The sequence below is a fragment of the Saliterribacillus persicus genome (genome assembly GCF_003337485.1).
Lineage (GTDB): Bacteria > Bacillota > Bacilli > Bacillales > Amphibacillaceae > Saliterribacillus > Saliterribacillus persicus.
Map to the genome: position 1 here is coordinate 119811 of NZ_QPJJ01000005.1, position 14063 is coordinate 133873.

Genomic DNA, 14063 nt, shown 5'->3' on the forward strand with positions numbered 1-14063 from the left:
ATATAAAATAATGTGTTGCCGTGGTTAGATACGCTTATTTTGCAAGCGTTTAATTACTTCCCTTGTAAGTTGATCCACAATTTCATTTGTGTGATCGCTTGAATCAGATGGTTTATCATTTTCCATTCCTGTAGCATTTTTTAATGATTGATCTAAATCCTCATATATATCTTCAATATGTTCTAAACCCACAGAAAGTCTTACCATATCCTCTGTAACACCTGTTGCCTTTAGTTCATCGCCAGATAGTTGTAAATGTGTTGTCGTTGCTGGATGAATGATTAAGCTTTTAGCGTCACCAACATTTGCAAGGTGTGACCACAATTTCATCCCATTGATTAACTTACTTCCGGCCTCTCTACCACCTTTAATACCAAAAACAACAACAGAACCAAATCCATTTTCTAAAACATCACTTGCGTAATTATGCGATGGATGACTTTCTAATCCTGGATAAGTTACCCAACTGACTGCTGGGTGATTTTGAAGTCGTTTAGCAAGCTCTAAGGCATTATCATTATGGCGTTGCACACGCAAATTTAGTGTTTCAAGCCCTTGCATTAACTGAAAAGCATTAAATGGACTAAGACAAGCACCAAGGTCACGCAACAATTGAACCCGTAGCTTGGTCGCAAAGGCAATATCTTTAAAGTCCCTTGCATAGACTATTCCATTGTAGCTTCTATCTGGTTCGATAAATCCTGGAAATTTTAAAGAATTCCAGTCGAAATTACCCCCGTCTACAACAATACCCCCAATAGAGGTGCCATGCCCGCCAATCCATTTCGTTGCTGAATGTACAACAATATCTGCACCTTGTTCAATTGGTCGAGATACATAAGGGGTTGCAAAAGTATTGTCGATAATCAAAGGTATTTTTGCTTCATGAGCAACATCAGCTACTGCTTTAATATCTAAAACATGTAGACTTGGGTTTCCAATGGTTTCAGCAAATATTGCTTTTGTTTTAGGAGTAATTGCTTTTTTGAAATTTTCAGAATTTGATGGATCTACGAAACGAACTTTAATACCATATCGAGGTAATGTAATAGAAAAAAGGTTATAGGTACCACCATAAATATTTGTAGCAGCTACAATCTCATCTCCACTAGAAGCGATATTGAGAATTGCCATCGATATTCCAGCCATTCCTGATGCCGTTGCAACGGCTGCAACTCCACTCTCTAAAAGAGCCATTCTTTTTTCGAAAACATCTAAAGTTGGATTCATTAATCTACTATATATGTTGCCTTCTTCTTGAAGTGAAAAGAGCTTTTCTGCATGTTCTGTATCGTCAAATACGTAGGAAGTAGTTTGGTAAATTGGAACTGCTCTTGATCCTGTAGTAGGATCTGGTACTTGGCCACCATGTAACAGTAATGTTTCTAAATGCTTTTTTCCTTGCATTGTTATTCCCCCAGTCAAAGTGCGCATATTCTAGCTTTCTATGTATAGAAATTCTACAATTCTATCTCTATAAAAACATAAGATTTCACCTGTTTAACAGTTAAATGTCTATCATTTTATCCTCGTGGCTTATACATTTGATTAGCTTTTAGATGGAGTTCAACCTAGATTTTATCTTCTAACGTGCTAAAAAATCACCCAACTTTTTTAAAAAAGAAGGGTGACCCTGTCTGAAGCTTGCTCATATCTATCAAAGCGTGCGCCTTGCAGGAATTGGCACCTTAAATTATGTAGGTTGAAGAGTTTCATCGGAACCATCCCTCCATCATGCAACATAAAAGAATGACTCTATACTCGAAATATCGAAATTTCTTCATTAAAATGAAATTTGTCGATTTTTACTATCTTTTCTGAATATTATCACCTTTAAGAATATTCGTCAATAAGAGTCATCAGTATAGAAGTCACTTATATCAAATGTTTGGTTCATATTATCAGTTATAATTTCAAGACATGAACAGAGTGAGGAGGAATGTCGAATCGAATCGTTTCACCATTAAATTCGAGTGTTTCTTCTTTCAGTTTTATTCTATCGGGATTTTTAACATCATTATAAGCATCCTTCGAATCAGATAAGATACTATATAACTTACCATGCTTTTGCTCCGTACCTTTTAAAGTTATTGAGTGCGAATTGTCAGGATCACGATTAATGAGAGAAATGGCAAGCTGTCCATTTTTTGAGCTTCTAGTTGCTATCATGTCAATCGCTGGGATCGTTATTTTCTTTCCATCCAACCACACATCAAATGTTGAGTCTATATCTGCCCAACTGTCTATCACTTCATCTTCCATATAGTTCGTATAAAGTTCAAAAACATAAAATGTTGAACGCAAGACTATTCCATCTGCATGTGTGTAAATCATTCCTCTTGTATTAACAGTCGGTGAAAAGTTTGCCATTTTCACACTATCTCCGTGCTTTAAACATTGATTTAGAAAACAAGCACTGAAGATTGCATCTGCCATTGTATAGGAGTCATTCCAATCATTTTTATCACGCGGTGTTAAATAATCCTCTGGCTTAGAATCAACATTTGGGTGATGCCAACCTCTTAAATTCCACTCGTCGAAGGAAATTTTTATCTTATCTAAATACCCTAGAGCACCTAAAATATGCTTCGTTTTGACAATCTCTGGTTCAATAGCTAATGTATATGCCATACACGTCTCAAAATCAGCTAAATCATTTTTTTCATTTAATGTATCCCAATAACCGTGGATTGAGATCCAGTCTAAATATTTGCCTGCTTCACGAAGTAAATTAATATTCCAATCTAAATCTGCGATACTTGCTGCAAACAATTCAATATTTGGATCTACTCTTTTCATCATTTTAGCCGATTCTTTAACATATCGACCCCATTCTTTTAAATCCTTTGCCCCCATTTCCCAATCGCCATAATTTTCATTTCCAATACTCCAGAACCTTACGTTATAGGGGTTAGCATAACCATTTTCAATTCTTTTTTTAGCCCATTTTCCATCAACCGTTAAATTACAGTATTCTACCCAGTCACTCATTTCCTCTGCTGTTCCACTACCTGCATTTGTACAAATATACGGCTCTGCACCAATTTTTTTAGAATAAGAAATAAATTCATCTGTTCCAAACTGATTGCTTTCTTCCACTCGCCAAGCTTTATCAAAAAAAGGAATTCTATTTTCACCTACACCGTCCATCCAATGATAATTCGAAACAAAACACCCACCCGGCCAACGCATAACAGGTACATGTATTCGTTTTAAGGCTTCCATTACATCTGTTCGAAATCCATCACGATCAGCTAAGGCGTGACCTGGCTCATAAATACCACCATAAATCTGTCTATGAAAATGCTCGATAAAGTGCCCGTAAATCATAAAATCTCTTGCATGTAATTTTCTATTAGGACGAACTTCAATTTGATTGGACAAAGGAAACCCTCCTTAGTATTTAACCTATAATGAGTCTAATAGCACCGATAGCTGCAAATCCAAGTACCATGTATTGGAAAATTCTTTGTGGAATGATCTTTAACATTTTAACACCGAAATAGGCACCTATTAATATCGCCGGTATGAGCCAAATATTAAACATAATTGAAGCACTGGTGATGATTCCTAAGTGAATATAAAAAGGAATCTTTATTACATTCACGAATAAGAAAAACCATGCTCCCGTTCCGACAAATTCTTGTTTCGGTAATCCTTTAACAAGTAAGTAGATTGCCATTACACCACCAGCAGCATTTCCAATCATTGTGGTAAAGCCCGCAAGTATTCCCATCGTGATTGTGAATGAACGTGATTGAGGTAATAAGTCATTAAAACGGTCACCTAATTTATCACGGCCAATATGTAGTCCAATTAAGGCAAGTACAAGAATACCGACTATTGGTTTTAATTGTTCACTTGTTACAACATCTAAGACTAGGTAGCCTAAAAAGATACCGATTAAAACCCAAGGGACAAGTGAAAATAAATATCGCCAAACAACGTTCTTCCGGTAATAGGTGACCGCATATAAGTCACCGACAATTAATAGTGGTAACAATATCCCAACTGAATCTCTCGCCGGAAATAACATCATAAAAACAGTTACAACTAATATGCCCATACTTGCTATCCCTGTTTTAGCAAAACCAATTAACATGGCACATAAAATTACAATAATCCATTCGCCTAAAACTAAGTCAAAAATCTTCATCATCCCCTGGCTTTAGTAACTTCAATTCTTATTTCTTTAAACGTAGCTGGTAGTAATCTTCTTCCTTTGTATTTTCAGCAAATTCTTTAAGTTCTTCTAATTGATCATAGACTGAAATGATTCGTCCCTTGAATTCTGTCACTTTATCTTCTGCCATATTTAATACCCAGGCAGGTGCCACATCGGGCTTCACATCAATTTCATCCTCAAATAATTTTTCTATTCCAGAAAGATAAGACTGCCCCACCTTACTGTCTCGCTGATAACGTGTCATATCCGTATCGTTTAATCCTGGGTCTAAAGCATACGTGTCCACATTCGTATCCTCTAATTCAGCGGAAAGATTTTCTGTAAATCTTGCAATTGCCGTTTTCGATACACCGTATCCATTTCCATATTTAAATGTACCGATTGTCCCTCCGCCAACTATATTTATAATTTTCCCGAATTGCTGCTGTAGCATTACTGGAACAACATGATGTGTACAATTAAATGTACCGATTATATTTGTAGTTAAATCATTCTTAAAGTCTTCAGTATTAACTTCCCACGTTGGTCCGATTGCCTGAAAAGATCCAGCATTGTTAACCCAAACATCAATTTTTCCAAACGCATCTATTGTATATTTAACAGCATCCTTAATATCCTGTTCATCTGTTACATCCATGGTAATCATGCGATGATCGCCAGAAATTTTCAAAATTTCTTCTCGTACTTCATTTAATTTATCTTCGTTCCTACCAGATCCTACTACTATATAATTTTCACGTGCAAAATATAACGCCATATTTCTACCTATTCCTCTAGTTGCGCCTGTAATAAAGATAACCTTTTTATTTTCCATCTTTAAAATCCCCTTTGTGTAAGCGTTTTAAAACATCGTAGCATATTAATCAGTAGATAACCAATAACTTGTCTACATGGTTACATTGACAATAATCCAAACCAAAAAGAAACTAATAATCATTGTTATATTTGATGCTGTCCCTACTAACCGTTGATTATATCCAAACATAAGAGCATACGGTAATACGGATACAGATGTTGGTAAGATAAATCCGATTAATAGCGTGAACCTAAACATTTCTTCCATTGGTAAAAAGATATAAGCGCTAATACCAAGCGTTAAACCTATAGAATATTTTGTAATTAAGAATTTCATTAGTAGCTTCCCATAGCCTTTTGCAAATGAAAAATTAAGGTATATCCCTAATAGTAATAAAGATAATGGCATATTTGCTCCGGAAATAACTGAAGAAACCTCTGTTACAAAAGATGGCAAAGAAATTTCGAACAACCTTAAAATACTAACAATGATATATGTTTGTAGTGGTATGGATCTTGTTAATTTAAAAAGGACAGACCTAGCGTCAAGCGTCCCCATTCCCCCACTGTAATATCCAGCTATAATGTAAATTAGTCCAAACACTATAAACGAATTTCCGACATCAAACATGCCAAAGTATTTAAGTCCTTCAAATCCGAATATACCTTCTACAAGTGGATACGCAAACAAACCAATATTGAGTCCTGGGATCATCATCCCAAACATACCCTTTGCATCCTTAGAGTTGTTTCTAAAAACCCACAAACCTAAAAACCCAGCTACTATTCCGTATACAATTCCAATAACAATTAAATAAAATAGGGATGGTACAAAAACAATGTCTTGAAACGTTACAATAATTAAACAAGGCAAGGTAAAATTAAAAATAATCCGAGCGACTCCCTCTCCGTCGCTTTCCTTTACGATATTTGTCCTTTTTAATAAATATCCGAGTGCAATAATTGCTATCGAGATCAAAAATTGCAAATTAAAGCTATCCATGCATGTTACCTCTATTCTTTTTCCCTTATGTATAAGTTATTTTGTATTATCTATTCTATCATAGAAAACTGGCCTACCTTTTTCACAAATAGCAGTTTTTCATGTAATATTTTGACATTGTCTTCTAGTCATTGTACGATTATTCTGAATTCAATCTCATATGAAGGGGTGAAGAAATAGTAGACAATCATTCTTTGTCTATTACATGCATATGAAAGAAACGTGGTATTACATTGATTCAGGTCACCAAACACCAAGCTTCAACATGGCAGTTGATGAATGTTTATTAAACTGGCATAGTAAAGGTTTAATTCCACCAGTACTAAGACTATATGGATGGAAGCCTGCAGGATTATCGATTGGTTATTTTCAAAAAACAGCAAATAAAATTAACCTTGAAAAAGTAGAAGAAAAGGGATTTAAGCTTGTAAGACGCTTAACAGGGGGAAGAGCAGTTTTACACGATGATGAATTAACATACAGTATTATAATTAGTGAGGACCATCCATGTATTCCCACGTCAATAAAAGAAGCATATTTATATCTTTCTAAAGGGATATTAAATGGATACCAATTATTACATATAGACGCATCTTTTCATAATCAGTCACTTGCAAAATCAACAAGTTCCTCGGCTGTATGTTTTGAGGAGCCTTCTTGGTATGAGCTAATTGTCGATGGTAAAAAAGCTGCTGGAAGCGCCCAAACTAGAAAAAACGGGGTTCTATTACAACATGGATCTATTCCTATAACTATAAATGAGGAGGTATTATACGATTTATTTTTATATCCCTCAGAAGCTGTTAAAAAACGGGCTCAACAAGGATTTAAGGATAAAGCTATTTCCATTCAAGATGTTTCTAGCAAGGTGCTTTCGTATGACACGGTAAAAACTGCTTTTCGAGAGGGATTTGAACAAGCTCTTAACCTTAATTTAGAACCATATCATTTTAATGAACAAGAATTAACTGAAATTAAAACCTTACAGCGTGATAAGTACGAAAATGATCAGTGGAATCTTAATAGATAGGGGTAATTAAATTGACTAAAAATGAAACGCATTTAAGAAAACCAGAATGGCTAAAAATTAAATTAAATACGAATAAATCATACAACCGTTTAAAGCACCTAATGCGAGATAAAAGTTTAAATACAGTTTGTGAAGAAGCGAAATGTCCAAATATTCATGAGTGCTGGAGTGAGCGTCAAACTGCAACATTTATGATTTTAGGTGATACGTGTACAAGAGGCTGCCGTTTTTGCGCGGTCAAAACTGGTTTACCTAATGAATTAGATTGGGGTGAACCAAAACGAGTAGCTGAATCAGTAGAGATCATGGGGTTAAAACATGTTGTCGTGACATCTGTAGCACGTGATGATCTTAAAGATGGTGGAGCAGGTGTTTTTGCTGAAACAGTGAATCAAATTAGAGAACGGGTTCCTGGTTGCACAGTAGAAATTCTTCCTTCCGATATGAAAGGTGATTATGAAAGCTTAAACTTATTAATGGGAAGCAAGCCGGATATTTTTAATCACAATATCGAAACGGTAAGACGACTTACGAAACGTGTTCGTGCAATTGCCATGTATGATCGTTCTTTAGAATTATTAAGAAGAGTAAAAGAAATAGCTCCTTCCACTCCTACTAAATCAAGTTTAATGGTTGGTTTAGGAGAAACAAAAGAAGAAATATTAGAAACAATGGATGACTTACGAGCAAATAATGTAGATATTATGACGATTGGACAATACTTACAGCCATCTAAGAAGCACTTAAATGTAGAACGATATTATCACCCTGATGAATTTGAAGAACTAAAAAAAGAAGCATTCAAACGCGGATTCAAACATTGTGAATCAGCTCCACTTGTTCGTTCTTCTTACCATGCAGATGAGCAAGTTAACAAATCAGCTGCGCAGAGAAGAATTAATTACATGAAGGGGTATGAAGAAAATAGTGGGAAAGAATTATCCAACCTTAATTTTTAAATGTTGGAATGGAAGCTTACAAGCATTATAAATGTAAAAAGCTTTTTCAAAAGCATCTCTTCTAAGAGGTGCTTTTTTATCTTGATAATAAAAAATTGATCTTATGATTTAAGTAATTCCTATACCTAAGTGACACCCCTAAGTCCTATCTATCTCTCTATACTTTTATTCCTTCTACTATATTTTTCCGAGATGCTCTTGTATAATAGGGATTACTAAGACTAAAGCTACAATAATAAGTTTACCAGACAAAAGGAGTTACCTCATGACAAATTACAAAGTATTATTTTTAGATATAGATGGAACAATTTTAAAACGTGATCACACCATTGAAGATTCTACGAAAGAGGCCATAAAAGCAGTGCAAGAAAAAGGTATTGAAGTCTTCTTAGCTACCGGGCGCCCTTTACATGAAGTCCTTGATATTGCTGATTTACTTGATATTGACTCTTATATTGGATACAACGGTGCATACGCAGAATTTCGTGATGATATTATCGTCAATGAGCCCTTCTCAAGAGATGTTATCCAGCATTATCTAGAAGTTGCAAAAGCAAACAACCATGAAATGGTCCTATACACTGATCAATTAAATCTATTTACATCAATGGAACATCAAAGCGTTAAAGATTTTATCGATTATTTTAAATTACAACAAAATAAAGAATTTGATAAAGGATATATAGAAAAAATACTTGGTATTACAGTAATGAATGTTGCTGAAGGTGAGCCGGAATTATATCGCACCCCATTAAAGGAAATTACATTCTCACAAGTAAATGTATCTGGTCTAGAAAAAGCTTATGATGTCATCCAGGATGACGTTAATAAAGGAATGGCAGTAAAGTTAATATTAGACAAACTGGGAATTAAAGCAAGTGAAGCTATAGCATTTGGTGATGGTATGAACGATAAGCAAATGCTCCAATTCGCAGGAGAAAGCTTCGCAATGGGGAATGCTAATAAAGAATTATTTGCATATGCAAAACATAGAACCACAAGTGTGGAGGATTCAGGAGTCTATAATGGATTAAAAAGGCTTGGATTAATTTGAAAGATAGTCTAAAAACATTCGCACCGCTCTGCTTTACTTTTGAAGCTAGTATCATTTTATAAAAAAGTTAACAGCAAAAAAACCAACTGAGCGAAGGTTGGTTTTTTTGCTTGAAATTTTGTAGCAGACACCTTACATGGATTGGGGAGCAATAAACGATATAAGTGACTTCACTTATAAGTTTATGATGTAAATGTATCATAGAAAAAATAGAAAATCTTACCTCTTGTAAGATATTCTGACTAACTTTTTTGCGAACTTTAGGCTCCTACCTATTTTAAAAAATATAGTCATTTACCCTTCCCCAATAAATTCCCTAACATACATTAAACTATAAGTAATGGCGAATTGCTCATTCGCTTGAACTGAACTATAACTGAACTATATAGGAGGGACATAATATGGGTGACTATGGTTATCAACAAAAGGGCGGATATAGCCCGCCTGGTAAAAACTACGGAGAAGGTTTTGTTTTAGTTGTTGTTCTCTTCATCTTGTTAATTATCGTTGGGGCATCTTTTTACTAAAATTTAATCTTATTTGTTGCACACCTGTAAATCAATGATTTACAGGTGTTTTATACTTTATGAAGCATTAAAAATTATTTTAAAAAATACTTTTTTGCAATAAATTAATGTTTTATTTGAAATGAGAGCAAAAGAAATAGAAGATGTAGGTCCACCTCCTATTTCTGTTTAAATTCTATAGCTTAGGTTCTTTTAAAATCCTTATACCATAAACTCCACCTGCTACTTTTCCTTTCGGAGCTTTAAAAGCTACGTTTACCTCTTTTTTATTATTTGTGAGGTGCATTGGAATAGAATAGCTTTCATTTATTAATTCACCAGGTTTTTCACCTTTTAGTTCTTGAGTTGCAATCTCAACATCATCAATGTGGATCGTAAATTCCCTCTCCATTTTTTCACCATTGACCGTTAAAGTTGAGTCACTTCCAAAATAGTTCACATATAGATACATTTGCTTTTCTGCTTCTACTTTCATTTTATATTGAAAGTATCCACCGTCTCGAGCATCCCTAAATCCACGATGAGCCTCATTTAAATAGCCCGAAGTAGAATTTTTCGAATTTAAATGGTGATCTACTTCTGGTTGTTGTTCATTAGGCGTTACCACATCAACTGTAATTTCTTGCTCCCTAATTCTGCTTTTCTTTTCTTGTTCTAAAAATACAATATATTCTTCTTCGTTCATTACATCCCAATAAATCGTATACCTTTGATGATGAAGACTATAAAATGGAAGTAAGGTTAATGTTTGATTGCCGGGTTGTCCTATGGCTTTTGTTTCAAATATCAATTCTTTTGAGTTTTTTCTGCTTATACATTTTTCTGGTTCTTCATCATTTGTAACAATGGTTGGTACTTCAATAAGAGGATGATTATTAAGCGATTGATGATCTTCTAAAATGTCTGTCTTAGGAAAGTTTTCCTTCCCTAATGCTCCAGCTAATACAATCGGACCATACAGAAAAGCTTGTTTTTTATTATCATCCTTTGATTTATATAAATTAATTTCCATTTCAAATTCATATCTGATTACATCACCCTCAGAAAATAACTGATTAAACATGGCATAGCCATTTTCGATTTTATAATCAACTACTTTCCCGTTCAAAGTAAAGGAATAATTTCCATTAGCCCATTTCGGTAGGCGAATAGCAAGGGCAGTAGATTTTCCAGATGCTTTAACTATCGTAAGGTTCCCGTGGTTATCATTTGGAAAATCAGTAGCTTGTTCAATTTGGAATTTACCATTATCAAAACTTCCTTCAGCAGCAATAAATAGATTCACATATACTACATTTCCCAACTCATGAAAGATTCTTCGGTTATATCTAGCGGGATTTTCCATTCCTGTACCTGTACAACACCAAAAAGAATGATCAGGCGAATTGTATACTTTAAAATGGCCAGGTTCGGTTGAGACAAAATAAGTTTTCATTCCAGAAATAGGATCTTGTGACGCAAGAATATGATTATAAAGAGCTTGCTCATAAAAATCCATATATCTTGATTCTTGAGACCAATCAAAAAGCAGTTCTGTTAGTTTTAACATGTTGTAGGTGTTACAGGTCTCAGTAGTTGTAATCCCTAGCTTTTCTGCATTCTCTGGACCAAAGTGTTCGCGAATACTATTTCCACCGATAACATATGTACGATATGTTATCACTTGATCCCAAAAAAATGTTGCGATTCTTTTATATTTTTCCTTCTTGGTAATATTATAAAGTTTTGCTACACCAATTACTTTCGGGATTTGTGTATTCGCATGTTTTCCTTCTAGATCATCTTTTGCCCTCGATAAAGGATCTAACACAGCTTCATGATAGAAACGCTCTGCTAATTCTAAATACCTTGGATTGTCAGTTAAGAGATATAGATCAGCAAAAGCCTCATTCATTCCTCCATGTTCACTGATTAGCATTCTCTGAAATTGCTCGTTATTTAAATTTATCAATCCATTATAAGCCCAATCCGCTAATTGGATGACAACATCCAACGCCTTTTCCATTCCCGTTAACTGGTATGTATCAATTAAGCCTGCATAAATTTTGTGAATAGAATACCAAGGTACCCAAGATCCTCCAAGACTGAAATTACTCACTTCGAAATCTCCGGTAAAAACTTCTTGAAAGCATTTTTTTGAAAAACCACTAACATACCCTTCTTCATCCTGCACGATAGCAAGCTGTTCTACTGCATATTTTAATTTATCATACAACGCTTGTTTTTTTGTCACCGCATACATTGTAGCGGTTGCAGATAACCAATGCCCAATAGAATGACCAGCTATAGGAGTTGATTCCCAACCACCATATTTTTCATTTTTCGGCTCCATTCCTGCTGCTTCATAGCAAGGTGCCATTAAGCGATCCACATCTAAATATAGTAAGTATTTCTCACCATGTTGTTGGGCGTGACTGAATAACTTATCTGATAATTTGATTTGATTCATTTTTATACCCCTCCATAATAATATAGCTTTAACCATAGTATGAATGGTTTTTTTTATTTTGTACATTTAATTTTTCCTGAAAAACCTATCTTTTTTTTGTCTTTTTGTTATAATAACAGAAATTGTCTAAGGAAGGGATTAAAATGCACAAGATACAATTACCAACATCAGGAATACCAGGTATTAGAGAAATTGGATATATGGGAGATAGCCTAGGAATATTGAAGCACCCTGATCGTGTATTTTCTAATCTTCATGTTTTTGTGTATGTTGAAAAGGGACACATTCAAGTAGTGGAAGAAGATACTTCTTACCAATTATCTGCGGGCTCCTATCTTTTTTTGAAAAAAAACCTTCACCACTGGGGAGATGATTATTATGAAAAAGGATCTAAGTGGTACTATATTCACTTTTATGATCCACAAGGAGCAGAGCTACCAGCTTCCCATGAATATACTTCCTATCTTCGAACCTCATTAATAGCAGAAGAGACTTATCATGCCGAGATTACTTTACCTAAAACTGGAGTGGTAAAGCAAAAAAGTTATGTAGAAGCACAATTAAAGAAGCTATTAGAAGAATTTGAGACACCACACCCTTTAAGACCATTATTCTCCAGCATGCATACCTTTCAGTTTTTTCTAGGACTGTATGCACAGCAACAAGATCAGGAATCTGAACAGAAATCCAATAGAGTTATACACAGAATGATAGATCTTTTTCACAGTCATCCCATTATAAAGCGCACAAGTGAAGAAATTGCAGAGGAAATTCAAATGAACTATGCCTATTTATCTTCCCTTTTTAAAAATCATACTGGAAAAAGTATCATGCAATATCAAAATGAAATTTTAATTGAAGAAGCCATTCAATTATTTAAGGACAACAATCAAAATATATCTGAAGTTAGCGATTTATTAGGTTTCTCAAACCCATTTTATTTCAGCCGTGTTTTCAAAAAAGTTACCGGTGTATCTCCATCTACTTATTTGCAGCAAATCTATCGGAATGTATAATAATAAAAATAATCTTCTATAACATAATAGAAAGGTGGGTTCCCCTATGAATCAGATTGACTTTCCAACATCGCAAATCCCTATGATTAATGAAATTGGATACATTGAAGATAGGAATGGAGTTTTTAAGCACCCAAACCGTATACTTCATGAAATGAATGTCTTTTTATATGTAAGAAAAGGTACATTGTATGTAGAGGAATTTGGAACAAATTATGCCTTAACAGAGGGAACTTTTCTATTTCTCGCTAGTGGATTGTCTCATTCAGGTACTAAATATTATCAGCCAAATACAGAGTGGTACCACATTCACTTCTATAATAATCCTAGAAATGAAATAGATTCAAAGAAATTTTATAATCCTTTTCAGTCTCAGACGGTTATTCAAAAAGAAGTATATGAGAAGAAGGTTTCTTTACCTAAATATGGTAGGATTGATCATCCTCTTACTATCGAAAAGCAATGTGAGAAATTATTAAATTTTTATCATTCTGAACACCCACTACGCCCGATTCTTGTTGGTAATTTTACACAGCAACTATTTCTAGACTTATATTTAGAGGATGTTAATCAAAATAAAAAGATTAAGACCCGTTCAACTGTTTCAAAAATCATTAATTTTATTCAAATGAATGATAACTCCCGACTAACAAGCATAGATATTGAAAACGAAATAGGAATGAACTATAGTTATTTATCCACGGTATTCAAAAAACACACTGGCAAAACAATTCGAGAATATCAACAGGAAGTTTTAGTAGAAAAAGCAATTCATTTACTGAAAAATAAATATTTAAATATTTCAGAAGTAAGTGAACAATTAGGATTCAGTAATCCTTATTATTTCAGCAGAGTGTTTAAAAAAGTAATGGGTGTCTCCCCGAAGCATTATCTAAATCAAACCTATCGAAATCTTAAGTAATTAAAACAGATTAGACCGGTTAGTTATTAATTGATTCTCACTATTTTTAATAATTCGAAATTCTATATTTTCCAAGTGTTTCTATGCCTTTTATTAAAAATATATTTATTATTCAAGCTAAA

At 34.2% G+C, this 14063-nt stretch carries 11 protein-coding genes and 1 pseudogene; 6 read left to right on the plus strand and 6 right to left on the minus strand.

Features of this window, described 5'->3' with window-relative positions; all coding sequences use genetic code 11:
- Window positions 1-123: 123 nt before the first annotated feature.
- The 5 genes and pseudogenes from DFR57_RS07390 to DFR57_RS07410 all read right to left on the minus strand — a co-directional run.
- A pseudogene (locus DFR57_RS07390) lies at window positions 124-1407 on the minus strand (O-acetylhomoserine aminocarboxypropyltransferase/cysteine synthase family protein); the annotation flags it as partial.
- Between the two features lie 498 nt (window positions 1408-1905).
- Window positions 1906-3384 (minus strand): alpha-L-arabinofuranosidase C-terminal domain-containing protein, encoded by a 1479-nt coding sequence (locus DFR57_RS07395; RefSeq protein ID WP_211315352.1) that lies wholly within the window; start codon window positions 3382-3384, stop codon window positions 1906-1908.
- A gap of 19 nt (window positions 3385-3403) precedes the next feature.
- On the minus strand, window positions 3404-4159 hold the full coding sequence (locus DFR57_RS07400; RefSeq protein ID WP_342768832.1) for a sulfite exporter TauE/SafE family protein: 756 nt from the start codon (window positions 4157-4159) through the stop codon (window positions 3404-3406).
- Between the two features lie 25 nt (window positions 4160-4184).
- Window positions 4185-5000, minus strand: a complete 816-nt coding sequence (locus DFR57_RS07405; protein ID WP_114352500.1) for an SDR family oxidoreductase — start codon at window positions 4998-5000, stop codon at window positions 4185-4187.
- Window positions 5001-5072: 72 nt separating this feature from the next.
- Window positions 5073-5984 carry an AEC family transporter gene (locus tag DFR57_RS07410; protein ID WP_114352501.1) on the minus strand — a complete coding sequence of 304 codons (912 nt, stop codon included), beginning with the start codon at window positions 5982-5984 and terminating at the stop codon, window positions 5073-5075.
- 205 nt (window positions 5985-6189) lie between these two features.
- Between DFR57_RS07410 and DFR57_RS07415 the strand changes: the two genes are divergently transcribed.
- From DFR57_RS07415 to DFR57_RS07430, 4 genes are all read left to right on the plus strand, one after another.
- The gene (locus DFR57_RS07415; protein ID WP_281270476.1) at window positions 6190-7014 is read left to right on the plus strand and encodes a lipoate--protein ligase family protein; all 825 of its coding nucleotides are present in this window, start codon (window positions 6190-6192) and stop codon (window positions 7012-7014) included.
- A gap of 11 nt (window positions 7015-7025) precedes the next feature.
- On the plus strand, window positions 7026-7973 hold the full coding sequence (lipA, locus tag DFR57_RS07420) for a lipoyl synthase (RefSeq protein ID WP_114352502.1): 948 nt from the start codon (window positions 7026-7028) through the stop codon (window positions 7971-7973).
- A gap of 265 nt (window positions 7974-8238) precedes the next feature.
- Window positions 8239-9027, plus strand: coding sequence for a Cof-type HAD-IIB family hydrolase (locus DFR57_RS07425; RefSeq protein WP_114352503.1), 789 nt, complete (start codon window positions 8239-8241; stop codon window positions 9025-9027).
- Window positions 9028-9428: 401 nt separating this feature from the next.
- A complete protein-coding gene (locus DFR57_RS07430) occupies window positions 9429-9554 on the plus strand; it encodes a YjcZ family sporulation protein (RefSeq protein WP_114352504.1) in 126 nt (41 codons plus the stop codon).
- 175 nt (window positions 9555-9729) lie between these two features.
- On the opposite strand, the gene DFR57_RS07435 is transcribed toward DFR57_RS07430, so the two are convergent.
- On the minus strand, window positions 9730-12003 hold the full coding sequence (locus tag DFR57_RS07435) for a glycoside hydrolase family 127 protein (protein WP_114352505.1): 2274 nt from the start codon (window positions 12001-12003) through the stop codon (window positions 9730-9732).
- A gap of 143 nt (window positions 12004-12146) precedes the next feature.
- On the opposite strand from DFR57_RS07435, the gene DFR57_RS07440 reads away from it, so the two are divergent.
- Window positions 12147-13019, plus strand: coding sequence for a helix-turn-helix domain-containing protein (locus DFR57_RS07440; RefSeq protein WP_114352506.1), 873 nt, complete (start codon window positions 12147-12149; stop codon window positions 13017-13019).
- 46 nt (window positions 13020-13065) lie between these two features.
- Window positions 13066-13941: a helix-turn-helix domain-containing protein gene (locus DFR57_RS07445; RefSeq protein WP_114352507.1), complete on the plus strand. Its 876-nt coding sequence runs from the start codon at window positions 13066-13068 to the stop codon at window positions 13939-13941.
- The last annotated feature ends 122 nt before the right edge of the window (window positions 13942-14063 follow it).